This is a genomic window from Streptosporangium sp. NPDC050284, assembly GCF_044459525.1.
GTDB lineage: Bacteria > Actinomycetota > Actinomycetes > Streptosporangiales > Streptosporangiaceae > Streptosporangium.
This window is the reverse complement of record NZ_JBITIZ010000003.1, coordinates 523,726-549,318: the sequence shown is the minus strand read 5'-3', so window position 1 is coordinate 549,318 and position 25,593 is coordinate 523,726. Positions and strand designations below refer to the sequence as shown.

The 25,593-nt window shown below is 64.5% G+C and carries 30 protein-coding genes and 1 pseudogene; 22 read left to right on the top strand and 9 right to left on the bottom strand.

Annotated elements, in window-relative coordinates; all coding sequences use genetic code 11:
• Positions 1-140: 140 nt before the first annotated feature.
• Positions 141-443 (top strand): hypothetical protein, encoded by a 303-nt coding sequence (locus tag ACIBH4_RS10165; protein WP_362503531.1) that lies wholly within the window; start codon positions 141-143, stop codon positions 441-443.
• A gap of 276 nt (positions 444-719) precedes the next feature.
• Here ACIBH4_RS10165 and ACIBH4_RS10160 read toward each other — a convergent pair whose 3' ends face one another.
• Positions 720-1,298, bottom strand: a complete 579-nt coding sequence (locus ACIBH4_RS10160) for a hypothetical protein (protein WP_362503528.1) — start codon at positions 1,296-1,298, stop codon at positions 720-722.
• 248 nt (positions 1,299-1,546) lie between these two features.
• Between ACIBH4_RS10160 and ACIBH4_RS10155 the strand changes: the two genes are divergently transcribed.
• Together ACIBH4_RS10155 and ACIBH4_RS10150 are read left to right on the top strand one after the other, a co-directional pair.
• Complete coding sequence (locus tag ACIBH4_RS10155; RefSeq protein WP_362503525.1) at positions 1,547-2,149, top strand: class I SAM-dependent methyltransferase; 603 nt, start codon at positions 1,547-1,549, stop codon at positions 2,147-2,149.
• 371 nt (positions 2,150-2,520) lie between these two features.
• Positions 2,521-3,324 carry an SDR family NAD(P)-dependent oxidoreductase gene (locus ACIBH4_RS10150; RefSeq protein ID WP_362503522.1) on the top strand — a complete coding sequence of 268 codons (804 nt, stop codon included), beginning with the start codon at positions 2,521-2,523 and terminating at the stop codon, positions 3,322-3,324.
• Between the two features lie 23 nt (positions 3,325-3,347).
• Here the strand turns inward: ACIBH4_RS10150 and ACIBH4_RS10145 are convergent, their stop codons facing one another.
• Positions 3,348-3,557, bottom strand: a complete 210-nt coding sequence (locus ACIBH4_RS10145) for a hypothetical protein (protein WP_362503519.1) — start codon at positions 3,555-3,557, stop codon at positions 3,348-3,350.
• Between the two features lie 71 nt (positions 3,558-3,628).
• On the opposite strand from ACIBH4_RS10145, the gene ACIBH4_RS10140 reads away from it, so the two are divergent.
• The 4 genes from ACIBH4_RS10140 (at position 3,629) to ACIBH4_RS10125 (ending at position 5,677) form a co-directional block, all read left to right on the top strand.
• The gene (locus tag ACIBH4_RS10140) at positions 3,629-4,294 is read left to right on the top strand and encodes a hypothetical protein (RefSeq protein WP_362503516.1); all 666 of its coding nucleotides are present in this window, start codon (positions 3,629-3,631) and stop codon (positions 4,292-4,294) included.
• 24 nt (positions 4,295-4,318) lie between these two features.
• Positions 4,319-4,756, top strand: coding sequence for a hypothetical protein (locus ACIBH4_RS10135; RefSeq protein ID WP_399171825.1), 438 nt, complete (start codon positions 4,319-4,321; stop codon positions 4,754-4,756).
• A gap of 286 nt (positions 4,757-5,042) precedes the next feature.
• The gene (locus ACIBH4_RS10130) at positions 5,043-5,372 is read left to right on the top strand and encodes a type II toxin-antitoxin system RelE/ParE family toxin (protein ID WP_362503513.1); all 330 of its coding nucleotides are present in this window, start codon (positions 5,043-5,045) and stop codon (positions 5,370-5,372) included.
• 5 nt (positions 5,373-5,377) lie between these two features.
• Positions 5,378-5,677, top strand: coding sequence for a helix-turn-helix transcriptional regulator (locus tag ACIBH4_RS10125; RefSeq protein ID WP_343976147.1), 300 nt, complete (start codon positions 5,378-5,380; stop codon positions 5,675-5,677).
• 273 nt (positions 5,678-5,950) lie between these two features.
• On the opposite strand, the gene ACIBH4_RS10120 is transcribed toward ACIBH4_RS10125, so the two are convergent.
• The 5 genes from ACIBH4_RS10120 to ACIBH4_RS10100 form a co-directional block, all read right to left on the bottom strand.
• A protein-coding gene (locus tag ACIBH4_RS10120) for an IS5 family transposase (protein WP_362503508.1) occupies positions 5,951-6,792 on the bottom strand; the annotation gives its coding sequence in 2 pieces (ribosomal slippage) (positions 5,951-6,444 and positions 6,444-6,792; 843 coding nt in all).
• 149 nt (positions 6,793-6,941) lie between these two features.
• Positions 6,942-7,388, bottom strand: a complete 447-nt coding sequence (locus tag ACIBH4_RS10115; RefSeq protein WP_362503505.1) for a cytidine deaminase — start codon at positions 7,386-7,388, stop codon at positions 6,942-6,944.
• A 281-nt stretch (positions 7,389-7,669) separates the two neighbouring features.
• Complete coding sequence (locus ACIBH4_RS10110) at positions 7,670-7,819, bottom strand: hypothetical protein (protein ID WP_362503502.1); 150 nt, start codon at positions 7,817-7,819, stop codon at positions 7,670-7,672.
• 76 nt (positions 7,820-7,895) lie between these two features.
• Positions 7,896-10,844, bottom strand: coding sequence for an immunoglobulin-like domain-containing protein (locus tag ACIBH4_RS10105; protein ID WP_362762807.1), 2,949 nt, complete (start codon positions 10,842-10,844; stop codon positions 7,896-7,898).
• Positions 10,845-11,413: 569 nt separating this feature from the next.
• Positions 11,414-11,602, bottom strand: coding sequence for a hypothetical protein (locus tag ACIBH4_RS10100; RefSeq protein ID WP_362762809.1), 189 nt, complete (start codon positions 11,600-11,602; stop codon positions 11,414-11,416).
• Between the two features lie 112 nt (positions 11,603-11,714).
• Here ACIBH4_RS10100 and ACIBH4_RS10095 point away from each other — a divergent pair.
• The 9 genes and pseudogenes from ACIBH4_RS10095 to ACIBH4_RS10055 all read left to right on the top strand — a co-directional run.
• Positions 11,715-12,562, top strand: a pseudogene (locus ACIBH4_RS10095) (replication initiator); the annotation flags it as partial.
• An 11-nt stretch (positions 12,563-12,573) separates the two neighbouring features.
• Complete coding sequence (locus ACIBH4_RS10090) at positions 12,574-12,780, top strand: helix-turn-helix domain-containing protein (RefSeq protein ID WP_362503493.1); 207 nt, start codon at positions 12,574-12,576, stop codon at positions 12,778-12,780.
• Positions 12,780-13,403, top strand: coding sequence for an N-terminal phage integrase SAM-like domain-containing protein (locus tag ACIBH4_RS10085; RefSeq protein ID WP_362762812.1), 624 nt, complete (start codon positions 12,780-12,782; stop codon positions 13,401-13,403). Before ACIBH4_RS10090 ends, ACIBH4_RS10085 begins: the two co-directional genes overlap by 1 nt.
• Positions 13,404-13,421: 18 nt before the next feature.
• Positions 13,422-14,111, top strand: a complete 690-nt coding sequence (locus ACIBH4_RS10080; RefSeq protein WP_362762815.1) for a site-specific integrase — start codon at positions 13,422-13,424, stop codon at positions 14,109-14,111.
• A 386-nt stretch (positions 14,112-14,497) separates the two neighbouring features.
• A complete protein-coding gene (locus ACIBH4_RS10075) occupies positions 14,498-14,743 on the top strand; it encodes a hypothetical protein (protein WP_362503488.1) in 246 nt (81 codons plus the stop codon).
• On the top strand, positions 14,740-15,165 hold the full coding sequence (locus ACIBH4_RS10070; protein ID WP_362503485.1) for a PIN domain-containing protein: 426 nt from the start codon (positions 14,740-14,742) through the stop codon (positions 15,163-15,165). The genes ACIBH4_RS10075 and ACIBH4_RS10070 overlap by 4 nt, the downstream gene beginning before the upstream one ends.
• Positions 15,166-15,625: 460 nt before the next feature.
• Complete coding sequence (locus tag ACIBH4_RS10065) at positions 15,626-15,997, top strand: type II toxin-antitoxin system RelE/ParE family toxin (protein ID WP_362503482.1); 372 nt, start codon at positions 15,626-15,628, stop codon at positions 15,995-15,997.
• Positions 15,994-16,350 (top strand): helix-turn-helix transcriptional regulator, encoded by a 357-nt coding sequence (locus ACIBH4_RS10060; RefSeq protein WP_362503479.1) that lies wholly within the window; start codon positions 15,994-15,996, stop codon positions 16,348-16,350. Before ACIBH4_RS10065 ends, ACIBH4_RS10060 begins: the two co-directional genes overlap by 4 nt.
• A 417-nt stretch (positions 16,351-16,767) precedes the next feature.
• A complete protein-coding gene (locus ACIBH4_RS10055) occupies positions 16,768-17,310 on the top strand; it encodes a hypothetical protein (RefSeq protein WP_362762818.1) in 543 nt (180 codons plus the stop codon).
• 504 nt (positions 17,311-17,814) lie between these two features.
• Here the strand turns inward: ACIBH4_RS10055 and ACIBH4_RS10050 are convergent.
• Positions 17,815-18,060 (bottom strand): hypothetical protein, encoded by a 246-nt coding sequence (locus tag ACIBH4_RS10050; protein WP_362503473.1) that lies wholly within the window; start codon positions 18,058-18,060, stop codon positions 17,815-17,817.
• 375 nt (positions 18,061-18,435) lie between these two features.
• Here ACIBH4_RS10050 and ACIBH4_RS10045 point away from each other — a divergent pair, with 375 nt between their 5' ends.
• Positions 18,436-19,623 (top strand): ATP-binding protein, encoded by a 1,188-nt coding sequence (locus ACIBH4_RS10045; RefSeq protein WP_362503470.1) that lies wholly within the window; start codon positions 18,436-18,438, stop codon positions 19,621-19,623.
• A 107-nt stretch (positions 19,624-19,730) separates the two neighbouring features.
• On the opposite strand, the gene ACIBH4_RS10040 is transcribed toward ACIBH4_RS10045, so the two are convergent.
• The gene (locus ACIBH4_RS10040; RefSeq protein ID WP_362762821.1) at positions 19,731-21,023 is read right to left on the bottom strand and encodes a hypothetical protein; all 1,293 of its coding nucleotides are present in this window, start codon (positions 21,021-21,023) and stop codon (positions 19,731-19,733) included.
• Between the two features lie 346 nt (positions 21,024-21,369).
• Between ACIBH4_RS10040 and ACIBH4_RS10035 the strand changes: the two genes are divergently transcribed.
• The 5 genes from ACIBH4_RS10035 to ACIBH4_RS10015 all read left to right on the top strand — a co-directional run bounded on the left by ACIBH4_RS10035 (position 21,370) and on the right by ACIBH4_RS10015 (position 25,488).
• Positions 21,370-21,660: a hypothetical protein gene (locus tag ACIBH4_RS10035; protein ID WP_362762824.1), complete on the top strand. Its 291-nt coding sequence runs from the start codon at positions 21,370-21,372 to the stop codon at positions 21,658-21,660.
• A 263-nt stretch (positions 21,661-21,923) separates the two neighbouring features.
• Entirely contained in the window at positions 21,924-22,655 is a 732-nt protein-coding gene (locus ACIBH4_RS10030) for a GntR family transcriptional regulator (protein WP_362503464.1), read from the top strand.
• 593 nt (positions 22,656-23,248) lie between these two features.
• Positions 23,249-23,689 (top strand): plasmid replication, integration and excision activator, encoded by a 441-nt coding sequence (locus ACIBH4_RS10025; RefSeq protein ID WP_362503461.1) that lies wholly within the window; start codon positions 23,249-23,251, stop codon positions 23,687-23,689.
• Positions 23,689-23,967: a hypothetical protein gene (locus ACIBH4_RS10020; RefSeq protein ID WP_362503458.1), complete on the top strand. Its 279-nt coding sequence runs from the start codon at positions 23,689-23,691 to the stop codon at positions 23,965-23,967. Before ACIBH4_RS10025 ends, ACIBH4_RS10020 begins: the two co-directional genes overlap by 1 nt.
• A gap of 81 nt (positions 23,968-24,048) precedes the next feature.
• The gene (locus ACIBH4_RS10015; RefSeq protein WP_362762826.1) at positions 24,049-25,488 is read left to right on the top strand and encodes an FtsK/SpoIIIE domain-containing protein; all 1,440 of its coding nucleotides are present in this window, start codon (positions 24,049-24,051) and stop codon (positions 25,486-25,488) included.
• Positions 25,489-25,593 lie beyond the last annotated feature (105 nt).

Genomic DNA, 25,593 nt, shown 5'->3' with positions numbered 1-25,593 from the left:
CCGGTCGAGGACCTCGATGACAGGCCGGTCCTGCCGGACTTCGAGGACGAGCCGATACGTACGCCACGAATTCGGCATGAGCCATCGACCGTGTGGGACAGTCGAGACACTGTTGTCCACCCGGTTTCGAAGTGGGAGCTATGGCGGCGGAGTTTCAGGTCGGCGACCACATCCTGGTGCAGGACGGCAGGACCCTCGAAATCTTTCACCGGGGCCTGTCCGAGAGCAGCCGCTACCACGTGGCGTTTCTCGGGGTGGACGTCCAACCACACGGCGACGGGTTCAAGGTTCGGCTCGGCGCCAGGCGAGGCGAGGGCCAGGTGGTGGGCGGGGTGAGGCTGAAGATGGATCAGGCGGAGTTCGCGCGCTTCCGCGATTTCATCGCCCTGGCCATCGCGGCCCGCGACCAGACGAGCCCTCCGAACGAGCCCACCTCACCCTGAACCACCTCGCCCCGAACCACGGAGGCTTCGACTCGCCCCGGGTTCGGAAGGGCCGCCCGCTCATGGTGCCGGAGGTGGTTCCGTCCTGCCCTGGCTTTCGGATGAGAGCGGGTGGCGGGAATCGAACCCGTGCGCCATCCACGCCGCAGGTTACGACGAGGAGTGGACGAGGGGTGTGCAGGGATCGTTGAACAGGCGGGTCCGCAGGTGCTCAGCCGTCGAGCGCCTGAGCCAGGGCGACGCCGGCGGATTCCGCCTGCTCGACGATCTCCGGCTCTAGACGCCCCAGGCCGGAACGGTGGCGATGGTCGTCCGCGTGTAGTCGTTCATGCCGCTCACGATGATGGCAGGAGGCTGGGCGGCCACGTCACCGAGCCCTTGGCAGTGGCCCCAGAGATCGATGACGAAGGCGTCCTTGTTCCACTCGGAAAGTTTGCCGTTGATGGTTCCGCTCGTGCGGCCGGCCACGAGGACGTAGTGGTTGTCGAAACCGCCCGTGCCTCCCTTCATCTCGACGACCTCAATGGGGACGGTGAAGCGCGGCGCGGTGGTCTTGAGCGCGTAGACGCACAGATGGGCGAACAGGATGCAGGTCAGGGGCCGGGTGGAGTCCTTTTTGAGGGCAGTCGCGACTATTTCGCCGCCGGCAATCCAGTAGTCGGAGGTGGTCTTCCACTCCTTGATCTTGCTCGGGAGCAGGCTGGCACCGTCCGAAGGCCTGACGAGCGCGATTTTCTTTTCGATTTCGCCGGCAGCCCTGAGTTTTTCCTGGTCGGCCGTCTCGTCGATGGGATTGGCGACCTTTGAGTCCGCGTAGACGCTCAACACTTTACGCGCGATCTCGGCATCACTCATTTGCATACCCCTCCGTCGTGCGCGGCGCTTTTCTCGGCCCCCGAATGCGTTTCCGCGTCGACCCCCAATTCTGTTGCCGCGTGCCGCTACGGCGAGTATCCGAACGGACACAATTAGGTGGCGTGCGTGCCCTGCATGAGTCATCGTGGTTCCCCGGCTGTTCTGGCACGAAAAGGCACGATCAACAGTGCCGCTCCGGAATCGCCGTCTCAGGGAATCCGTCGACGGCTGTTCGGCAGGATGAACACATGACCGTGAAGAACCGCAGGCGATGGAACCACAACATCCATCACCATCCCCACATCCTGCGCGCGATCCCTGGCGGTGCCCAGCGCGCCCTCGACGTCGGTTGTGGCGAGGGCACGCTCGCCCGCGAACTGCGGCGGACCGTGCCGAGTGTCACCGCGATCGACCTCGACGCGCCCAGCATCGACCAGGCCCGCGAGCACCCTGACGACGTCGACTACATCCTCGGTGATTTCCTCACCCACCCCTTCGAGCCCGCCTCTTTCGATGTCATCGCATCCGTGGCCACCCTTCATCACATGGACGCCGCCGCCGGGCTGGCCCGCATGCGCGAGCTGCTGCGCCCCGGTGGTGCCCTGGTCATCGTCGGCCTCGCCCGTAGCGTCATGCCCAACGACCTGCCACGCGAACTGGCCGGTGTCGCCGTCGGTGCCCTCCATCGCGCCATGAAGGGTCACTGGGAGCATCCGTCCCCCATGGTGTGGCCACCGCCGCTGACGTACCCGCAGATGCGAGCCCTGGCCGCCGAGACCTTGCCCGGTTCCCGGTATCGCCGTCACCTTCTGTGGCGCTACAGCATCGTCTGGCGCAAACCGCAGGCCTGAGCAAGCTCAGCCGACGGCCCCGGCCATCAGGCTCGTGACCTCAGCCGTTGCCACCAGGAAGGCTTGATGATCCGAGCAGTCGTTCCTCGCGGTGCCTCGCCTGCGACGGCGTACGTGAAGAACATCTCAAGAGCGCGCTCGGTCCTGCTGTCGAGATGAACAACCGTGCCCTCTTGGCCCGGTCCGCTCGCCGAACGATGGGCCACGCGTCTGCTCGTAAAGCACGCGCGAATATATGAATGCCGCGTCTGATTTCCGCCAGAATTGCTCGTCCGAATTGCGCCACCCCTCGTCACATGACGACTCGTAACGTCTTCGGCGAAGAGAACCATCCGCTTTGTCGGATGGAAACCAAAACGAGGGAAGACGATATGGATCTCCAGCTTTCCGGTCGGGTCGCGGTCGTCACCGGTGCTTCCAAGGGCATCGGTCTGGCCGTCACTCGCACCCTCCTCGCCGAAGGCGTCCGTGTCGTGGCGGCTTCGCGGAAGAGCACCCCCGAGTTGGAGGCGCTCAGCGGTGACCTGATCCATGTTCGGGCCGACCTGATGGACCCCGAGGCTCCCGTGAGGATCGTGGAACAGGCCGTGTCGGAGTTCGGCGGGCTCGACATCCTGGTGAACAACGCCGGCGGACCGCCGCCCGGCGTGGCCCTGCCGCGCTTCTCGTTCCTGACCCCCACCGACGAAGACTGGCGGGTGATGTTCGAGTTCAACCTGTTCTCGGTCGTGCGTACCATTCGGGCGGCCATCCCGCCGATGCTCGCCCGTGGCGCAGGCTCGATCGTCAACGTCTCCTCGGGCAGCGCCCGCCTGCCCGCTCCCGTGAACGTCGACTACAGCGCGGCCAAGGCGGGTCTCAACAACCTGACCAAGGCCCTCTCCGAGGAGTTCGCACCCCAGGGCATCCGAGTGAACACCATCTCCCCGGGGCCGGTGCGTACGGCATGGTGGACGGAGAGCGGCGGAGCGGCCGACATCATCGCCGCCCAGGTCGGAACGGACCGCGACAGCGTCATCAACCAGGTGGCACCGGAAATGATGAAGCTGTCGACCGGCCGTCTGGTCGAGTCTCAGGAGATCGCCGACGTGGTCGCCCTGCTCGCCTCACCTCGCTCGGCCAGCACGACCGGCGCGGACTTCGCCGTGGACGGTGGGTTCCTGAAGCAGACCTGACCATCGACCTTGATGCCCCCGGCTCAGATCTCCGGACTCATTGGGCGATCTGAGCCTTCAAGGTCGGAAAGGGCGACGGGATCGGAGAGGATCCGCTCCCGAGAGAGGTTTCTTTCCGGGAGCCGGTTGACCGCCTCCACCAAAATGTTTTCGAGAAAGTCCAGGTCATCGGCTTCAGCGGCTCGATTGACAAGGTCGGTGAGGGGGCGGCGGTCGATGCCGAACGCGGCCATGCCCTCGAACGTCCATCGATGACGGGTGAAATCTCGCTTGCCGGGGTCTTCGAGGAAGGAGACACTGCGGCATGCATCCCTACGAGCAGGCCGATGAGCTCCGCCAGGCCGTCGACGAGTTGGGCGTCCGCATCTACACAGCGTTGCGCGACGGTGGTCTCGACGTCGAACCCCTCATCGAGTTGGCCTGCCTGATGGAGGACTGGGGCGCGTCCACTCCTGTCACGCGGGAACTCCTCGAACGTCTCGCTACCGAGTTGACGACCGCCGACCTGGCCCGGCTGGGTGAAGCCCTTCTCGGCGGGATCGGCTTCATGCCGAGCTTCGCTCTGGAGCCGGGTCTGTTGGTGTCGATGGAGGAGGCACTGAAGGACGTGGAACGTGACCTCCGTGCTTCGGGGATCACCGGGACTCTTCGGGTGATCGTCCCTGACTGGGACAGCATGGGCATGGCATGGGTGGAGTTCGAGGGCATCTGCCAGGGCAACGGCATCAGTCCCCGGGCTGAGCCGCTCGGGGCCGTGGCCGACGCCACCCAGGAAGTGGTCATGGAGGTGCTCTGGAGGGCGTGGCCCGTCTGTCCGGTGCACAACCGGGGCCTGCGCGTCGAACCGGAAGACGGGATCGCCGTGTGGCGCTGTACAGGCAGCGGGACGCACACCGTTGCGCCGGTGGGTGAACTGCCGCCCGAACGGCGTCGGAGGTCTACCGATCCGCCGACTTGCCTCAACACCTGACGGAGCCAGGCCCAAGCGCGGACGTTGGACACCGCCGAAGTGCCCGAGCAGGCGCGTTCCTACGCCGAGGCCGCCCGCCGGGCCGTCGACGCCGGCTTCGACGGTGTGGAACTGCACGGCGCGAACGGGTACCTCATCGCCCACTTCCTTTCCAGCACCGCCAACCTTCGCACCGACGCGTACGGCGGATCGATCACCAACCGGATCCGGTACGCGGTGCAGACGGTCTTCATGACCGTAGAGGCGGTGGGTGGCCACCGCACAGGTCTCCGCCTCTCGCCCGGCGCAGGCATCTGGGGTGCCGAGGATACCGAGCACGTCGCCAGCCGCGGCCTTGAACAGTGCCTCGAAGGTCGCCGGGTCCTCGTGAGGCCAAGGCTGACAGCGGTCGCACACTATTGGCCCTCCCCTCGTACCGTGGAGATATGGCGGGGCGGAGTCCGCCAGAGCCGGGCCTACTGAGCCTGATGACACACCGCCGGTGTCCGGGCTAAGGGGGAACCTCAGATGCAGGTCAGCGTGGGAACGGTTGACTGTGAGTCCCCGTGAGTGACCTCGGTTCCCCGCCTGTTCTGGTACGGATCCGGCACGTGATCAACGTTGCGTGGGAAGCCGGACGACTGCCCTCGGGGGCGGAGTGTGCTGGGGAGCGTCCCGGTGCGGACCTTTCTCGACAGGAAGAACAGGAGCGTTTCCCGGACGTGATACTTGCCGTCGCTATAACGTCCGTGTTATGAATCGGGGAGAGGTGGAACTGGAGCCAGAGGTCGATGAGTGGTTCGACACGCTTGATCAAGAGAGGCAGGAGACGGCGGCGTTCTATGTCGACCTGCTGGCCGATCGTGGTGTCCTGCTGGATGAGCCCTACACTCGTCAGCTCCGCGGCAAGTTACGTGAGCTACGTTTCCACCTCGACCGGGAGGCGGTACGGATCACCTACTGGATCGCACCGGGTCGGCGGATCATCATGCTGACGGTGTTCCGCAAGCAGCGGATGCGCGAGTCCGCTGAGATCGAGCGGGCGTGGCGGGCCATGCAGCGGTGTAGCGCCGAGGCTCACACGGTGGATGAGGAGTGAGCGGTATGGGTGAGCGCAAGAGCTGGGGTGCCAAGCGGGCTGAGATCATGAGCCGTCCAGGGGCGGGTGCGGCGTACGAGGCCGCCAGGATCCGGTTCGAGCTGGGTGAGGCGGTACGGCTGCGCCGTGAGCAGCTCGGCTTGACCCAGAGTGAGCTGGCCGAGCGCGCGGGGTTGAAGCAACCTGCGGTGGCGCGGTTTGAGGCAGGCGGGACGATGCCGACCATCCCGATGCTGGAGCGGCTCGCGGAGGCTCTGGAGATGCGGCTGAGCGTTCAGTTCCAACCCCTGCGTGAGGCGAGCTGATCTTCTGAGGTATTTCCGGAGCCGCAGATCACCGAAGTGGGAACAGCCGAGCCGAACGACGCTGAAAACAGGGCCCAGATCGGGAATCATCCCTGAGCTGGGCCTTTGAGTGTGGAGCGTGTGACGGGAATCGAACCCGCGCTGTCAGCTTGGGAAGTGCATCAATCACGCCTTGTGGGGCGGCTGACCTGGGTGTTGGGCTGGTCGTGAGTGACCGTGGTTGCCCCCTCGTCACCCTGGTTAATGGCCCGCTAGAGGGTGTCTGAAAAGTCGTTAGGTTGGTGCTCGGGTGAGCCGGTGGAGCAGGGTGAAGCCCATAGCCAGGTAGATGGTGTTTTCCGAGGTGGCCGGCAGGTACTCGTAGTCCTTGGCCAAGCGGCGGTAGCGGCCCAGCCAGGCGTAGGTTCTTTCCACGACCCAACGGCGCGGGACGACGGCGAACCGAGGCACGATCCGGGGCGGTGTTCCCACAGGTGCCCAGGTATGCCGCATGCCGCCGTCGCGGCGAGCGACCACCTGCACGGTGATGCCGGCAACCCGGCGGGCCCATTCCAGGAATGGGCCACGGTAGCCCTGGTCGGCCCAGCGATGGCCAAGCCGCGGGAAGTCGTGCCGGATGTCGTGCAAGAGGAGGGTGGCGCCGACGCGGTCGTCGACGTTGGCCGCACTCACCTGGGCCTTGAGCACGATGCCCAGGGTGTCGACGAGCAGGTGTCGTTTGCGGCCGTTCACCTTCTTGGCGCCGTCGTAGCCGTGCAGCCCTCTTTTTCGGTGGTCTTGACGCTCTGGCTGTCCAAGATGCCCGCGCTCGGCTGCGAGAGTCGGCCCTGCCGGGTGCGTTCTCGCTCCCGCAGCACGGTCAGAATCTCCTGCCAACGGCCCTCGATCCGCCACAGCCGCCAGTAGTGATAGACCGTCTGCCACGGTGGAAAGTCGTGCGGCAGCAGCCTCCAGGCACACCCGGCCCGAAGCCGGTACGCCAGCGCGTTGACGATCTCACGCCGCTCATGCGCCGCCGGACGTCCACCCAGCTTGACTGGCGGGATCGACGGAGCAAGAGCCTCCCACTCGACGTCACTCAGGTCGGTCGGGTATGTGGCACGCTTCTCGGTCATCGACGACCTCCCGCGCTCCGACACGGGTCATTACATGGTCGACATACCCCATTAATGGACTTTTCAGACATCCTCTAATGGCGCGGCGATCACCGGCTGGTGAGGGGTATCGGCCAGGACTCTGTCACTGCGGGCCGTACTTGCGTCGGTCAGGAGAAGTGGACTTCAGGGGCCGGCCAGGTCCCGTCTTCGGTGAACTGCGGTCCCCAGTAGAACGGGTTCACGTCGCGAAGAGTGCGAGCCCTCCATCCCGTCGCGCTGGAGTCGTCGGGTACACCGACCTGGACGTCAGGTCCCCACAAGGCCAGACGCTCCTGGCAGATGCCACACGGAGGAAGGACGAGGACGCGCTCACGTTCGGGGTCCCGATATACGCATACGGAGGCGGTGATCTTCTTATCGAGTGTGTAGGCCTGGCAGAAGGCGCCGGTCTCGTGGCATAGGGATACTCCGCCGTTGAGGTTGTCCAGGCCGACGCTGGTCAGGATTTGCCCATCGTTCAAGTAGACGGCCGCAGCGCCGCCCTGCTCACCAGGGGGCCATCGCCGATCTATCTGTGCGATGGCCGCGTCAACAAGGTTTTGATCAAGCTGCATGTCAGCATCGTGACATATCAAGGCGTAGTAGAGCCCCGCCGGCTGCCCGGTAGACCGCCCGGGCTCGTATGAGCCCCGCTCGCGTACGGCTCGACGGCCACCTTGGTGGTGGTCGTGACGTCGCTGTTCGGGATCCCGCGGATGTCGTTCCACTCACGGACGGTGAGCGGGCTGCCAGTTGCTGCCATTTGGCGCCAGACTGGCAGTTCGCGGAACGCTTGCTCGTGCAGCGGCGTGATGAACCGCTGGTCTGGGCGCCCATCGCGCCTGCTCGCCTGGAGTCATTGGTTGCCGATGAGTTCCAGCAACGCGGCATGATCGGGAGCTCTGCGGATGTCTGCGACGCCGCTCTGCTGCGACGCGCTATGGGGGATCGTCGCGACCCGGTGATCGGTGTGGATTGTTCCGGTCACCGGGTCTTCATGCGACATCGATCTATGGGGACGGGGCCGACCGGTACGCGACCGGCCCCGGTTCAGTAGCGGGAATGCGCCGTGGCCGGTCGGGTTAGGCGCAGTTGATGGCGGTGTAGGAGGGGTTGTAGGTCGAGGTGACCTGCCGGCCATCGATCGTCGCGGTCGCCGTCACGGTCGCACTGCCCGTGGCGATCTGCCCGGCCCTGGTGCTGAAGGACTGGTAGGCCTGCTTGCCTTGGGCGACGTCGGCCACGGCCTTCGAACCGTAGGGGGTGGTCAGCGTCACGTTCGCCGGCACGGCGGCGTCGTTGACCGCGGTCACGGCCACGTACGCCGTGGTGCCCACGCAGCGGGTGGTGGCGGTCACGGTCAGCGCGAGCTCCGGAGCGCCCGGCACCGTGAACGACGCCGCAGCTTCCGACGCCTTCAGATAGTCGAAGCCGAGGTACTCGGCCTTGACCGTCCGGGTACCCGCAGGCAGACCCTCCGGCAGCGTGACCGTGGCCGCGCCGTCCTTCAGGTGGGCGAGCTCCGACCACGAGCCGACGCTGAACCGCACCTGACCGCCGGTCTCGAACCCGTCAGCGGCCTCGACGGTGGCGGTGGCCGTGGTCGTCTGGGCCCCGCTCGCGTACGGCTCGACGGCCACCTTGGTGGTGGTCGTGACGTCGCTGTTCGGGATCCCGCGGATGTCGTTCCACTCACGGACGGTGAGCGGGATCACGGTGCCGTGACGCGGACGGACGACGCCCGCGTTGGTCATCGTGAGCGGCTTGGCGTTCCAGGTCGGAGCCTCGATGTTCTCGTGGCACGCGGCCTGGTACCCACCACCGTTGGTGTACCGGTCACCCCAGAGGTAGAACTGGCCGGGGCAGGAGGTGTCACCGGGGTTGGCCTTGAAGATGACCGGCCCCTCGTACCCCTGGTTGGCGACCCACGTCGTGCGCCCCAGAGCCGGAGCGAGCGACGTCCAGTTGTTGATGTTGCTGTCCAGGAAGTCGGTGTGCTTCTCCGAGAAGATGTCCGAACCCTGGTTGCCGGCCTCGTTCTTGGTCACACGGTAGTAGTGGTCACCGACCCGGATCGCGGTCGTGTCGATCCGCGACAGCGGGGCCGGGTCCTGCCAGACCTTGGGAGCGGAGAAGGTCTGGAAGTCGCGCGTTGTGGCGTACCACATCTGCGCGTTCCCCTGACCGGTGCGGTTCACGGGGTCGTTCCACAGCGACTGCGCCCAGAACACGGCGTAGGCGCCGATCTCCTCGACCCACAGCGACTCGGGTGCGAAGGCGTTGCCCGCGTTGTCGGGCGCGACCTTCACGTGCCGCTGAGGAGTCCAGTTCACCAGGTCGTTCGACTCGAACACCTCGATGTACTGGGTGTCGTTGATCGCGTATCCGCCCTGGTCGTACCAGTTCAGGTCGGTGGCGATCATGTAGAACGTGTCGCCGTCGGGCGAGCGGACGATGTGCGGGTCACGAAGCCCCTGGTCGCCCAGCTGGGAGACGAGCGACGGCCAGCCCCCGGTCAGACCGGTCCAGTCCAGAGCGGTGTTTCCGTTGGACGTCGCGAACATGATCTGCTCGCCGTCGGCGATCCCCTCGCCCTTGAAGTACCCCATGAAGTACCGCTCGTGCTTCTCGGAACGGGGCTTCGCGGTGATGGTCACCGGGAACGACTTCGTCTTCGAGGCCGAACCCTTGGTGATGGTCGCCGTCAGGGTGGCGGTGACATCCGCACGACCGAAGGCCGGGCGGGTCACCTCACCCGTCGGGGTGACGAGGTCGGTGGTCGACTTCCAGGTGATCGTGGATCCGAACTCGCCGCCGGCCGGAAGGTCGATGTTTCCGCGCACGTCGTCGGTGGCGTACAGGGCCAGGTCGAACGCGTCACGGTCGACCGCCTGCGCGTCGTCGAACTCGGCCTTCACCACAATGGGGATCTCCCGTGTGGTGACCTCTTGGGCGCCCTTGCGGACGGTCGCCGTGAGCGTGGCCGTCGCGTCGGGCTGCCCCTGCGCGGGTCGGGTGATCTTGCCGGTCACCGCGACCTTGCGTGCGCTGGGGACGGCCGGCGGGGTGTAGACCTCGACGACCGACGGGTCCGAACTCGTCCACGTGATGGCCGAGCCCGCCACGGAGCCCACCTTGGGCAGAACGATGTCGCGTACGATCGCACTGGTCAGGCCGAGGTCGATGGCGGCGGCGTCGGCGTTAACGCCATTGGAGACGGTCTTTTTCGCCAGGGCGAGTGTCTCTTCGGGGCTCACTGCCCTGTCGTAGACCCGGAAGTCCCGGAGCGTTCCGCGGAATGAGTAGTGGCCCGACGTCTGCGAGCGAGCGAGGAAGTTGCAGTTGGTCCCCGCGGCGTTCACCGACGGCGGCGTGGTCAGGTTCGTTGACGTCGCGTGCTGCACGCCGTCGAGGTAAAGCGTGCCGGTCCAGCTCGTGCCGTTCGCGTTCAGGGACTGGGTGTAGGTGACGTGCGTCCAGGCTCCCTCGGTCATGCGGACCCGGTTCTGCTGGAGGTTCGCCGAGCCCACCGCGACGCGGAACCGCTGGGTGTTCGACGCGAAGATGGAGCCCTGGGCGCCGGTGTCGACGTCGCACGAGCCGGACTTCCTGCCGAAGCCCCACATCTGGTGCTCGCCGACGTTCGCCGGGTCGATCCACACGTCATAGTCGACCGTGAGGTTCGACATGTCGGCGGTGATGTCCTTCGGCAGCGTCACGTACGCACCGTCGAGGGCGCTCGCGTAGGAGTCGGGGTTGAACCTGACTCCGTTGCCGGTCAAGGTCGCCTTCTCCGGATTGACGAGCGTGGCGTTCGCCGCCGAGCCCGCGCTACCCGAGTTGACCAACGTCGTCCCACTGGTCTCGTCGAGGGCGAAGTGGTGCACCAGCCCCTCGTTGAGCTGCTCGTCGGCAGCGTGCGAGGGTGTCGCTGCCAACGAGACGGAGAGAAGCACGCCCAGGGCCAGGCCCGCGACACCTCTCCCCTTCCGGATCAGCCGGTGGCGCGACCTTTGCTGTCGCAATCTCACTTGATCCTCCTTAGTCCGGTCGCTGTGGACGCGTGGGGCACGGCCCCGTTCGGGGCGGGGGCGACCGCACTCGCGGGAGAGGCGAAGCCCGAATGGATGGTCAGCGCGCCGGCGAGGCCCAGCGTGATCAGGCCTGGTTGAGCGCTCCGACGAGACGAGGGCAGCACAGACAAAGGTTCACCTCGTTGTGAGATGTGGGGGGATGGTGCGAACTGGGGGAGACGGGGCTATATATCACAAATGTCCGGGTCTCGAATGCAGACACTAACCGCCAGTCCCGGCGAAAGATAGCCTCAATTGCACCCAAGCTTTTGCGTGAACCGACGGAAATTATGCGAGCCCTGGATGAAAGTCTCGTCCTTGTCAGCACTGCGCAAGCATCAAAGCGACCATAGGGACGGGAATTACCAGGTCACGTGGGGTTCTTACCGCCGGTGCCGGCCGCCTGCTGCCCGCCGCATCCCCCGCCCAGGCCGACCCAGACGGGCGGAGCGGCGTCGGACGACCACGGCAAGCAGGGACCGCCAGCACATCGAGGAATGCGACCTCCACCGCGACGACGTGCCGTTTCACGTCAAGTACGCCCGCACGTGGTTCGATAGCGGCTCTGTTACTTGACTGCCGGCGAGATTGAGCAGTGCGCGCACGATCCGCTCGGCGCCGTCGATCAGGCGCAGCGCGGCACCGGCGACGCCGCCGCCGTCGGCGACGAGGGTGGCGTCGGGGGCGAGCAGGCCGATGAGGGCGTCGATGTCCATGGCCTGCCATGCATGCTTGAAGTCCTTGACGATGCCGGCGTGGCGGGCCGTCGAGGTGGCGGTGGGCTGCGCCGCGCGGATGCGGAGGCGGGCCGAGTAGGCCGGCTGACCACCGGTCGACCCGGAGACCTACGACTACCGGCAGGCCGCCCGGGACGCGCTGCACTTCTCCAAGCTGGTGGATCGGTTCGTGCAGAACCTTCGCCGCGTGGCGGGGTACGACGTGCAGTACTTCGCCAGTGTGGAGCCGCAGAAGCGGCTGGCTCCGCACCTGCACATGGCGGTTCGGGGCACGATGCCGCGTGCGGAGATCAAGGCTGTTGCCGCTGCCACGTATCACCAGGTGTGGTGGCCCAAGGCAGACCGGGTCGTCTTCGAGGGTGAGCACCTGCCGGTGTGGGTCGAACGCGACCAGGAGGCCGGGGATGTCGACCAGCGGGCCGGCGACTACCTCGACCCAGTGACCTGGGAGATCCTCCCGGCCTGGGATGAAGCGCTCGACCAGCTCGACGCCGACGAGGACGCCGAACCGCTGCACGTGATCCGGTTCGGTACCCAAGTCGAGGTCCAGGGTGTGCTGGCCGGCACCTCGGACGCCGACCAGTGCATCCGGTACCTGTCCAAGTACCTCACCAAGTCCATCGGCGACACCCGTACGCGGGCCGCCGCGTCCTGGTCTCGCGGAAGTGGTCGAACAAGACCCTGACCGAACACAAGCAGGACCGCCGCACCTGGGTTCTGGAAGCCCTCGGCCTCGGCGGCGACCAGACGGCCACCGACCCCGACCGCTACACCTGGCGGCCCGTCCCGAATGGCGATGCCAACGTGCCGCCGATCGCCATGCGGCTGCTGCGTTCGGTGGCGGAACGCCAACGTTGGCGCGCCACCCTGCAGCAACTACAGGCCAGAGCAGAGGGACAGCCGAGCTCTGATCTTTCGGCAACTCGTCCGGCGGCATGAGGGAGGGACAGTTGGATCAACTTCTCACCGTCATTGAAGCGGCGGACCTGCTGCACACATCCGTCCGCTTCGTCCGTCGCCTGGTCGCGGAACGGCGTATCGAGTTCGTGAAGGTCGGCCGTCACGTCCGCATTCGAGAGTCCGCACTGGTCGCCTATGTGGTGGCCGGAACCGTCCCGCCGATGTCGACCCATGACGTGACAAGGAGCGTGGCCTGATGGCCGGCAAGGAGAGCCGCCGTCGTTTCGGCAGTATCCGCAAGCGTGAGTCCGGCCGCTATCAGATTCGGTATCCCGGGCCTGATGGACAGATGCGGAGCGGTACCGAGACCTACGAGCGGAGGTCCGATGCCGAGCGGGCGCTGTCGCTGATCGAAGCCCAGATCATCAGAGGAGAGTGGACCGACCCCGACCGAGGCAAGGTCAAGGTGAAGGACTACGCCGAGACGTGGATCTCTCAGCGTCCCGGGCTTCGTCCCCGCACTGTTGATCTTTATAGGTGGTTGCTCAAGAAGCACATCACGCCCTCGCTCGGGAATGTCGCGGTCGGCAAGCTGTCCACGGCGATGGTCCGGCAGTGGCGGGCTGATCTTCTCGGCAACGGGGTCTCGATCAGTGTGGCGGCCAAGGCGTACCGCCTGCTCCGGGCCGTTCTCATGACGGCTGCTGAAGAAGACCACATCATCCAGCGCAACCCGTGCCGGATCCGCGGGGCCGGCGACGAGCAGGCCGGAGAGCGCCCCGTGCTCACGGTCGACCAAGTCTTCGATCTCGCGGATCGGGTGGGCCGTCGTCCGATCGGCAACGTACGCAAGCTCAGCACCGGCTCTTACCGTCTGTGATACCAGCGGAACGGCGAGATGCGTACGCATCCCGAGACCTTCGCCACGCGAGGTGCGGCGGATGGTGCGCTGTGGAAGTTGGGCATGGACGGCCGGGCCGACTGCACGCAGGATCGACGGTTCCGCGCCCTGGTGCTCCTCGCCACCTTCGCCAGCCTGCGATGGGGAGAGGTGAGCGCACTTCGTCGTACGGATGTCGATCTCGACGCCGGGACGGTTCGCATCCGGGCGGCCTTCATCGAGCGTTCGACGGGCGGGCTCGTTCTGGGTCCTCCCAAGTCCAAGGCCGGCCGTCGCACTGTGGGCATCCCTAAGGCGATCGTTCCGGCGCTGCGCGATCATCTGAAGATCTACGTCAAGGACGGACCCGACGCGCTGATGTTCCCGGGAGCGAAGGGCGGCCCGCTGCGCCGTAGCGGTTTCAACACCCGTACCCGTTGGGTTGATGTGGTCAAGGAGATGGGGCTGCCTGGCCTGCACTTCCACGACCTTCGCCACACGGGCAACATGCTCGCCGCGGAGTCTGGCGCGGGGCTCAAGGATCTGATGGCCCGGATGGGGCACGACAACGTCCGAGCAGCCATGATCTACCAGCATGCCGTACGCGGGGCCGACAAGGCGATCACGGACGCGATCGACAGGCGGCTCGGAGAGCGAGAGGACGAGGAGGGGGACGGTATGGCCGGGGCAATGGTCCCTGCGGGCTGATCACGAGCTAATGGCCCGTGGATGGCCCGAGAAGATCGGAACGACCTACGAAACAATCAAGGCCCGGGTCGAGGACTATCCTCTGACCTGGGCCTTCGAGCGTGGAGCGGGTGACGGGAATCGAACCCGCGCTGTCAGCTTGGGAATCGTCTACTGACCTTGCTGCCCTGAGCTGGGAAAACAGGGGTGCAGGTCGGGGTGGATCGAGTCCCCGTGAGTCCCCATGGTTGACCGTGAGTCCCCGCCTGTTCCGGCACGCATCTGGCACGAAATCTCGATGTCGAGAGATCCCTTGACACTTTAAAGGACAGTGACTGGTTGGCTCGTGGCCGTTGGCGTGTACGCGCTGCTGCCGCAAGCGGAACCACTTGCGTAGACTCGTGTTCATGACCGCTGGACATGCGCATGAGGAGCTTCACCACCTGGTGGACCGGCTTTCGCCGAACCAGGCGCGTCGTCTACTGCGCCTGGTGAAGACAGATCCGGAACTGGCCGAGGCCGCAGAGGATCAGCCGGATGAGTCTGGTCGCCGTCGTCGGTTGTCGATTGCCGGTATCGGCGCATCTGGGGAGGGCGATCTGTCGGAACGGGTCGAAGATCTGCTGGCGGAGCGGTTCAATCGGTCAGTGTGAACGCCACGCTCTTGGACACCGGACCTTTGGTCGCCATCGTTGATCGAGATGACAAGCACCACGCCTCATGCCTGCGCCTCCTGGAGGAGCTGGAGGGACCACTGCTGCTGCCTTCGACGGTCCTTATTGAAGCTGGTTGGATCATCAACAGGCATATGGGCTCCGCAGTACACGCGCAGTTCCTTGATCACGTGATTGAAGAGTTCGAGTTGGTCGATCTGCTTCCTGCCGACGTGCGGCGCATGGCCGAGCTCGTCCGGCTCTACAAGGATGCTCGCCTCGACCCTGCTGACGTGTCCGTAGTCGCCATCGCGGAACGTCTCGGTGTTACCCAGATCGCCACGATCGATCGCCGTGACTTCACCCTGATTCGGCCTCGACATGTGTCGGCGTTCGCATTGCTGCCTGAAGTGCTCGTCTGAGTGGATCTCAAAGCATGGAGCGGGTGACGGGAATCGAACCCGCGCTGTCAGCTTGGGAAGTCTCTATCGCATCTGGTCGCTGAGCTGGGAAGATGCTGACCTGCGGGGGAGCGGGTCAAGTGACCGTGATTCCCCGTGGTTCCCCCTTGATCCCCCTCCTGACGGGCACGCAACGGGCACGGGGTCATGCGCCAGCGTGATCGGTGAAGTCTCCACGTGCCATGGCGATGGCCTACCAGGACGGCGAACCACTACGCAGGCGAATCCCCTTGACCTCAACCCCGTACAGGCCTAGCAGACGGTCGGCGGGGCCAACTATCGCCTCAGCTAGGCCAAGGGCTCAGCTGAGGGCATAGCGGCTGATCTGGGATGGCAACCAAGATCGAGAAGTGGACACGAGGTCAGGCCTGGTGCTCATCTCCGCCGCGGGTTACCATCGAGTGCATATACTATTGATGGTATGTCTCAGTGGGAGATCGACCTGGAGCCGGAGGTGGAGTCTTGGCTGGACGGACTTTCCTTTCTGCTCTATCAGCGGGTCATGCGGAACGTAGACGACTACCTCGTCACCGGTGGCATCCCTGATGGGGATCACGTGAAGAAGCTGAAGGATGCCGAAGGGGTGCACGAGCTGCGTGTTGCTCTCGACCGCACGACCTGGCGGTTGACCTTCTGGAAGCCATCCAACAAGGTGATCGTGGTCCTGACGGTCTTCCGCAAGACACAGGACGGGACGCAGGCCGCCGACATCGACCGAGCGATCGCTGCTAAGAAGCGGTGTGAGGTAGAGCATGACCTAACCACCACGCACGTGTTCGAGAGGAGCGCATGATGGGGCACAGCCGTTGGGAGACCTACAAGGCGAAGCGTCTGCGCGCGATGGAGGCGGATGCGCAGCCCCACTCCGAGTACGAGCAGGCGGGCCGTGACCTGGAGCTTGGAGACCAGTTGCGTGAAATCCGTAAGCGCCGAGGCTTGTCTCAGAAGGTCGTAGCGGAGCGCTCCGGGATGTCCCAGCCCGCCCTGTCTCGCATCGAGGGCGGTGGTGGCATTCCGGATATAGCGACACTGCTGCGCCTCGGTGCGGCAATGGGGGTGCGGTTCCGCGTCGAGCTTGTCGTCGACGACGACACCACTGAAATTGAGCCCCTAACGGTGCATCACCGACAGCTCACGAACGCATAAGTCGCAGGCGGCAACTTCGAGGCTCAGACCGTAGGCTTCCGCTGTTCCTTCCGCGGTAGCGGTCTTCAGCCGTGAGAGGCTTGCTCGGGAGTCGCCAGCGCCAGGGGAACGAGGAAGGGCCCGGCTCTAGATCACATTTTTGAGCCGGGCCTTCGAACGTGGAGCGGGTGACGGGAATCGAACCCGCGCTGTCAGCTTGGGAATCATCTACTGACTTTGCTGCCCTGAACTGGGAAAACGGGAGTGCAGGTCAGGGCGGGTCGAGTCCCCGTGAGTCCCCCTGGTTGACCGTGGTTCCCTGCCTGTTCTGGCACGGATCTGGCACGGAAGCCGCTCGATATCCATCGCTCGCGGGCAGCCCGGTGGCGCTGCCCTGATAGCCGAAATTGTCGCTGACGGACTCTATGCTTCCCGCCCATGAGCAGAGATGAGACCCCTGTCGTGCACACCAAGCAGATGGAGGTGGAGGTGGAGGACTGCGGTTCGGTCTATCTCCTGGATCGGGAGGACTACGAGGCCGACGTTGGGTTAGATGACTCCCCGACTAACTCCATTGGGCTCATCGAAGTGGAGGGTAAAGGCATCGCCTGCCTGAATATCGCCGCTCAGTGCGGGGAGGTGTCCTTCACGGTGGCTGTCGCCGATCGGGATCCGGGTGCCCACTTTGACGGCTACGAAGACATCGTGGAGATCAGTTTCGAGTCCACGTCGGGCGAGCTCCTCCTGGCGGGATGGCAGACGGATTGGGACGATGAAAAGGCGCACAGCCTTCCTCCGTTGCCTGCTGGTCCCGGAACATACCGCTTGCGGTATCACACCCAAGGGGATATGGAGAGCTGGTCCATAAATGGCTACTACCTTCAAATATGGCCCGCGCCGCAGCATGACCCCGCCGTGCTGAAAACTACGAGTCAATTCCTCCAGTACTTACTGAACCCCAAAGCTTGGAAATCGCAATGATCACGGACTTTGGGCACTGGAGCCCCTGGTCAAGGACAGCCTCGGGCCAGCCGTGAGTGCCCGTAGTTGACCCCTCGTCACCCTGGTTAATAGCCCGAGGATGAGCTGTCTCCGACTCCGAGAGCCCCGGCCGGCGAAATGCCATAGGTGCACGTAGAAGGGGAATCGAACCCCTGACCTACAGTTTACAAGATCTCGGTACGCGACCCTGTGAGCTGCTGCATTCCAGGTCAGAGGTGGTTTCGCCTTGCCCGTGAGTCCCCGTGATTCCCCCTTGGTGACCCTCTTGATGGGCACGCAACGGGCACGGCCAGAGAACCCCGTGCAGACGCACATACCTCGCCCGCTGGATCTTCCCGTCGCCGTCGTCCCACCCTCCGGGGAGCGGGCCAGGGCCAGGGGTCAAGGTGGAGTGCCCCACCGGACGAACGACCTTGACCCCTGGCCCTGGTCTGCTCGGCTTGTCCTGGGACGACGGCGACGGGAAGATCCAGCCCCCAGCCACTACGAACCTGGCTCTTGCTCCTGGCGATCATCCTGGAGCCGGAGTGCCCCCGCCGGAGGCTCTTGCTTTTTTTCTTGCTGTTCGATGATTGCCATGGCGAGCGCGCCAAGCATCAGGCCGATGCCGACCAGGGCGAAAACGATGGGCCGTCCAGGGGCGTATCTTGCGGCGCTGCCTGCGGCTTGGCACCCGCCGATGAGAAGCGCGAGCGAACCCAGTATCAGAAAAATCCGGGGGCCAAACATGGTGAGCGATCGTAAGCCATGACGACGATAGGCCGCCAGACGGAAGCGGAGCGACCGACGCTGATATGAAGCCGAAGCGACCTTATGGGCGGCGGCGCGGCCCAGGTGCGGCGGGCAGGTTGGGTACGGCGTGCGTACGGTGCGGCGGGCGGGCCGATTCTCGCCGCCGTTCGGGACCGGCGCCCACGCCGCACGCCCGGACGGCGGGCGGTGGGAGGGCCGTGCGGCGGCGCGCCGTGCCGCCGCCTTGATAACCCATAAGAACAATTCGGCAGTGCACTGTCCACTCATTCATGCATCCGTCTTTGGATCTAAGGCAGTCCGAATGATCTCAGAGGGGAAGACATCGCAGGGATGCTCCGCCATACTGGTGGTGTGACGGGTAGACCAGATGGAGTTCGCCCATGGCGGAGTGTAGAAATTCAAACTGATGCTGGCAACTTAACTGTATGGACGGTGGGAGGGGTTGATTTTGAAATATCTAGCAATGATGCATCAACTGCTTCACTGGGATCATTCCGTGATGCAATATTTGAGTATCTCGATTCGGCCTCCGGAAAGGAGATTTCGGAGAAGTCGGCGAGCCTGAATAATGGGGCCATAAATCTTTGTATCGATGATGTGGTGCCCCTTCCGTGGGAGGAGAGCCCTATGGTCTTTGTTGACTTCTTGCGGGGCGATGAATTTCCTTTTGAGATGGCAGTGAGATCCGCTAGAGAGATCCCTTTGCGGGCACTAGTAAGTAGAATTGGCTCGATTCTGGAAGGGTATGGATGCCGACTCAGTGGATCTGAAGGAGTTAAGGCGTCTGAGGCTGTACTCCTCACCGGAGATCCTGGACTGTATGCATGGGCTGTCCAGGCTGTCTGTCCATCTAGCTTAAGTGTTTCCCAGATATGCGCTGTTCGGAAAGAGCTGAACTATGCAACATTTTTCTTTAGTAATTCATTCGCCGACCCGCGAACAGTCTACGAGCTGGTTCGGTCTGGCGAGGTCGAGCGGATTTTAGGTATTCCTGAAAACGAGTGGCTAGAGGTTAAATCGGCCCCATATGAGATGAAGCGGGATAAGCAGTGGCAGTGCGAGCTTGCTGAGGATGTGGCTAGATTTGCCAACTCCGAATATGGAGGTATATTAATATTAGGGATACGATCAGAAAAGGAGGATGGGTGTGATGTCTTGCGGAAGATGGCTCCTCTGCCGATAGACCGTAAAAGAGTGCAGAACTATCATCAATCTCTGGATGCACACGTTCATCCGCCAATAGAGCGCTTGAGGATCGAGAGTGTTTCGGTAGATGGTGGAGAGGTCTTATGCCTCCTCGTTCCTCCTCAGCCAGAGGAGCGTAAGCCTTTCTTGGTGCAAGGTGCGTTCTTTGACGGAAAATATCAGCGCGGAATGATTTCCATTGTTCGTCGCAGAGGGGAGCATTCGATTCCTGTCACGGCGAGAGAGATTCATGCAATGCTTGTTGCTGGCAGGGCGCTTCTTCGCGGAGAAAGAAGTTTTGCATCTAATCCTTCAATGGATTGCGAGCCATCCAGAAAAAATGATTCTCCCTAGTGGGGGCGTGTTCGGCTGCGAAGAAAGTTAATCAATGCTTCTCTCCGCTAAGACGCGTTGGTGTCCAGGTTAATGACTTAAGTTCAATTTTTAATTGAGCTAGATTGTTAATCTAGAAGCTCTAAACGGCGGGTGCTCAGAGCGCGGCGCGCGGTCACGAACCGCTCATGGAACTCCTCGCTGAGTGCTTCACGCCGGTAGCGCTGGCGAAGGACGCGGTCCAGGTCTGCGGCCCGGTTGACGAGATCGGTAAGGGACTTGCGATCGATATCGAAGGCGGCCATGCCCTGTTCCACTGCGGCGTCCAGGTCGCCACGTCGGGCGTGGACGATACCGAGATCAATATGGGCGTCCGCGACGCGCATGGGAGCGTTGGAGGTGCCATCCGGGCGGGTGTGCATCTGGATCGTCTCAAGGGCGTGTTCTTCGGCGCGGTCGTTGTCTTCGAGCCAGGTGTATGCGGTGGCGGCGTAGAAGACCCACTTGGCGTGGTCGAACACGAAGTGGTGATCCGGGTTACCAGGAAGTGGGAGCTTCGCCAGGGCATCGGCTCCGCGAGTAAGGGCCTTGTCCGCTTCGCGGCGGTCGCCGATTCGGGCCAGTCCGCGGGCCTCTTGGAGGGTGAGCTGAACCTGGGCGCTGGATTGGCCGGCGACAGCCTGGCCCATGCGGGCAGAGGTCACGACGTCTTCATAGCGGCCTTCGACCAGGGCGAACCAGGCGGACATCTCGTGTGCCCAGCCCATGAGTTCGCCGTGTCCGACCTGGCGGCCCATCTCGTAGGCGGCGCGGCGGGCGGTCTCGGCTTCCTCGCGCTCTCCCAGGTCGTAGTGAACACACCCGAGCAAGGCCGTCAGCCATCCTGTGATGACGAGGAGTTCGCGGTGCTGGGCGAGGGTGATTCGTCCGCCGAGTAGGCCGTTGACCTGAGCGAGACGCTTTTGGGTCCGGTCGCGCAACGTGGCGGCCGAAACGACGGGGTAGGCGCGGCAGAGCAGATCGACGGCCTCGGCGAGTGCTTCGAGCGTGCCGGTTCCGACGTCGGACGCCTGGAGCTCCTGGGCGAGTTCCATGGTGCCGTACAGGTCGGCTTCGGCTCGCAACGCGTCCATGGGAATGATGCTGGTGGCCTCGATGAGCTGGCCGGCCCCGCGTCTGTTCGGCCGGAATCCCAGGTCTTCGGGTTGAAGTCCGGTCAACTGGGTGATGGCGATCCGGTACGGAGAATGGGGCCACCTGACCTCTCCGGCCTCCCAGCGTCGAATGCGTTCCTCGTCGCAGGCCAGGGACTCCTTGATACCGATCGGTGTCGCATTGATCCGGTCGGCCAACTCGACGCGCGTCAGGCGGTGCTCATTGCGCCACGCTCGGAGCTGGACGTTAGGGATGTTGTCGGGCATCTAAGGCCTTCCTCCCGGCTGGGGGCTCAAGAGGGGGAATTCAGGGGGGCCGTTTGGGGGTCCTGACGATCTTGGATTGCCGGTGGACTTGCCATCAAGCAACACGGTACGTCAGCCCGCCTTCCGCCGCAGGGAGTGCGGATCAATCCGAGGAGATGGCGACGGTGACCCGGCCAGACGAGACCAGCGAGACACGCCCCTGCCCCGCGTGCCGGGGACGTGGAACCAAGCTGCGCAGCTCGCGCCGTGCCCTTCTCGTCGGCGAGAGCAGCGGAGACCAAGAGACGCAGGGAGAACAGGAATGTCTCGACTGCCTCGCAACCGGCCGGGTCGAAAGGAACGTGAGATGAATCCGATCATGCAGACCGCTGCGGATCACCTCCAGCAGGAACACCAGCAGGACGAGGCCCTTGCCCTCACCCTCCTGCGAGATGAGTTGCTCCGGCTCGGTGTCCGCGCTGAGCTACGCGACAACGACAGTGCGCTGATGGTGCACCGTCCGCGGGTGGGCCTGCCGGTGTGGGTGTTCGTCGGCTACGGCGGCGCTTACTACTCCTGGCAGTCGGCCGAGAGGCGCCACCCGATCAACGACGTGACGGGCGCGGCCAAGGTTCTGGCCGACTACGCCGGTCGATAGGCGGGCGCGGCGGGGCGGTGTCCTCCAGTACGGAGGGTGCTGGAGAGCGTCACCACTACTCCGTCGCGCTCCTCGACACCCGGCAGGCAGCAGAGCGACGCGCGGCCCACCCCACGCAGCCGCAGCGTCCTTCTTCCCTCTCTCTGCCTGCCGGGATCTTCTTTACCCTTGTTCCCTTTGTCTGCCCGTGACGTGACAGGCGAGGGAAAGCCAGGTTACGCTCTGACTTGGTAAAACAACCTGTCGGGTGATGGACGGTCGTAATGTCACTAGAGTCCGTGCCTCCGAAGTACGCCCAGCTTGTGCAGGCACTTCAACGGCGTATCGAGTCGGGGGACTATCCTCCGGGCTCACTCCTGCCTAGTGAGAACCAGCTCATCAACGAGTTCGGCGTCTCCCGGCCCACCGTGGTCGCCGCGCTGCGCGTGCTACGCGAACAGGGCTGGATCGACTCCCAGCAGGGCAAGGGACGCTTCGTGCGCGGTCGCCCGGCGATGACCTCCATGGAACAGCCTCGTCCCGGACAGGCGTACCTGACCGGTCCCGAAAGTGCCTCCGACGGTGAGGTGGTGGAGGCGGCGGCGCTGGCCGTACCCAACCGCATCGCGGCATTGCTGGACATCGCCCCAAAGAGCAAGGCGTTCCTGCGGCGTCGCCTGGTCAGCCGGGCCAGTGAACCGACCGAGATCGTCTCGGTGTGGCTGCCGCTGGAGCTGTCCGAGGGCACCGACCTGACCAGCGCCGACCCGCTGCCCGAAGGGCTTCGCGAGCATCTCCGGTCGCGCAAGGGGGTGCGTTTCGACCACATCGTGGAACAGATCGTCGCGCGCATGCCCACGACCGAGGAGGCCAAGCGACTGGGTATGCCGAAGAACGTCCCGCTGCTGTGCGTGTACGCGGCGGTGCGTGATGCGGCCGGTCACGCCCTCGTCGTGGCGGAGGTGCTTCTCCCGGCTGATCGGCATGAGCTGGAAGATGCCTATCCGATCGCCTGATCTTCTCCTGGAAAGCTGCTTCTTGCCCGCCGTCCGCTGCTGTGCTCAATGCAGTAAGCGGACGGCGTCGGCGTGCAGGACGATAGAGCCGGACTGTCCTAATTGCTCCCGATGTACGCCAAAACGATCGCCAGGGAGAGAATCGCCCCGAAACCGAACAACCAGGGGGCGTTTTTCCGGTTGGTCTGCCACGCGACAACACTCGCTGCCGTAGGTGTCACTACCATCATGATTCCGGCAGCTGCCATCAATCCTGCGGCTCGTTCGTGGTCGACAAAGGGGCGGTCCCAAGTGGCTAAGATCCCCCTGGCAAACAGGTATGGAGAGCCCAGTAACCAGACCAAGGTCAGGACGACCAAGAGGACACCGCTCCAGACTCGCGACTTCGGCGCCTCTGATTCCATGATCTGAATTCTTGCTCGGATCTATGAGATGAGCATGGGGGCGGTGGCCAAGTGACATCGAGTTGTTGCTGCTTCGTGGCTGCCTTCCACGACAAACGTCCTTAGGCACTTGACCTACCAAGTCGCATCTCTTACTCTCAAAGCACTTGATAGGTTAAGTGTCTGTCAGTTGACAAGAGGAGTGCCATCATGGCTCTGCAAGGACCCATCCCCGTCACCTTCGCCCAGGTCTTCCCGCACGGCTGCTACGTCGTCGGAGAGGTCGAGGCGGTCAAGGACTTCGACGCCTCCACCAACGGCCGCTTCGTCCAGTCCCGCGACAAGACCACCGGAGAACTCGTCTGGCAGGTCGCGGTCATGGACGCCGACCCGACCGTCAAGCCCGGACAGAAGACCGTGGCCGTCAAGATCCTCTCTCCGGTCCAGCCCGTTCCGCCGGCCCCCATGCCGGATCTGCCCTTCACCCCGGTCGAGTTCGACCACGTCACCGCCACCCCGTATGTCAACGGCGCCGGACGCCTCGCCTACTCCATCAAGGTTCGCGAGATGCGTGCCCCGCGCACCGGTCCCGGCGCCTCCGCTCCCGCACCTGCCAAGCACACCTCCACCACTGGAAAGGACGTCGCCTGATGACGCGTCGCAGGACTCACCGCATCAGCACCATCACTCTCAACACCGGCCGTGGTGCCCGCGCCACCAACCACCCCTACCTGGCGCGCCCCCCGGTCCTGGCGCTCGACTTCGGTGCCGTCTCGCTCCTGGTCACCACCTCGGCCGGTGACCTCGTGACGGCCTCCGATGTCGAGTTCGCCCGCCAGCTCGCCCACGAGGCCGACCAGTTCGCCCGCTCGGTCGAGAGCAAGTTCACCGTCCCGGCCAACGAGTCCGACCAGGGCAAAGCGGCCTGACACGTAAGCGGGGCCGCTGGAACTGGCATTCCGGCGGCCCCTCGTCTCCCCAGACAGCGAATCAAGAGAGGGCTCAAGCCTATGTTCAAAAAACTGCCCGGTGACGAGGCGCAACACCTCGTCTCCACGACCCCCGACACGGCTGTGGTGTTCCGCCCGGCCGTCCTCAAGACCCCTGCCGTCGTCACCATCGTCATCTTCACCTGGCGACTGCTGGCCGGTGCCGTGCGGCTGCTGTGGCGCTACCCGATCGCCTCACCCGTCGCCGTCGCTCCCGGCATGCTGAGCTGGCTGTACGGCTGGCAATGGGGCATCGCGCTTCTCATCCTGGTGCCCGTCGCTCTCACCACGTGGCGGCTGGTCGATCGAGCCTCGTTCCTGCGTCTGGTGGGCTGGCGGCTACTGGCCTGGTGGCGACGGGTGTGGATCTACCGGCGGCACTGGCAACCGGTGATGATCGTCTCCGGTCTCGGCCGTCACCTGCGGGACCGTGACTACCTGCCCCACCTCGTCCGCGTCACCTGCACCTCGTGGGCGGACCTGGTCACGGTGAAGATGCTCGCCGGACAGTCGGTCAAGGACTGGTCCGACCGCATCGAGCACCTCGCCCATGGATTCGGTGCTACCTCGTGCCGGGTGACCGTCGCCCGGTCGGGTCGTCTGCTGCTGGCCTTCCCTCGGCGCGACCCGCTGGCCGTCCCCTTACCCGCGCTCCCGATTCCCGCCGTGGCGTCGGTGGGGCCGGTCGAGGTCAGCAAGCAGGAGGACGGCACCCCGTGGCGGCTCAAGGTTCACGGCACTCACGTCCTGGTCGCCGGAGCCACCGGGGCGGGCAAGGGTTCGATCATCTGGTCCACCATCCGGGGCCTGCTGCCTGCCGCCCGTGCGGGTCTGGTGCAGATCTGGGCGTTGGATCCCAAGCTGATGGAGCTGTCCTTCGGCCGTGACCTGTTCGACCGCTACGCCGCCGACCCGGCCACGTGCGCCGATCTGCTGGAAGCAGCCGTGAAGATCATGCAGGAGCGGGCGGGCCGGTTCGCCGGAGTCCAGCGCAACCACGTTCCTACCGTCGATGACCCGTTCGTCCTGGTGGTGGTCGACGAGGTGGCGTTCCTGACCGCCTACCAGTCCGACAAGGGGCTCAAGCTCCGCATCTCGGCGGCGCTGGCGACCTTGACCACGCAAGGTCGTGCGGTGGGGGTCGGCGTGCTGGCGGCGTTGCAGGACCCGCGCAAGGACGTGCTGAGCATCCGCAACCTGTTCCCCGACAAGATCGCGCTACGGCTGGACGAGTCCGAACAGGTGGACATGGTCCTCGGTGACGGTGCTCGGGATCGGGGCGCGCTGGCCGACCTGATCTCACCTCAGCCGGACCTCGGCGCGGGCATCGCCTACGCCCGTCTGGAGACCTCACCTGAGCCGATGCGTGCCCGTGCCGGCTACGTCTCCGATGCCGATATCCGCGACATGGTCGCCGTGTTCACCGCTGACACGCTGCCGCTGACGGGTGAGGTGGCCTGATGAGAATCACCGTTCACGGCACCCCGTCCGAGATCGACGGCCTTCCCTTTCGGCGGCTGCGGACGTTCAACGCGAGGTGACGGTGATTGTCGATCTCGACACCGC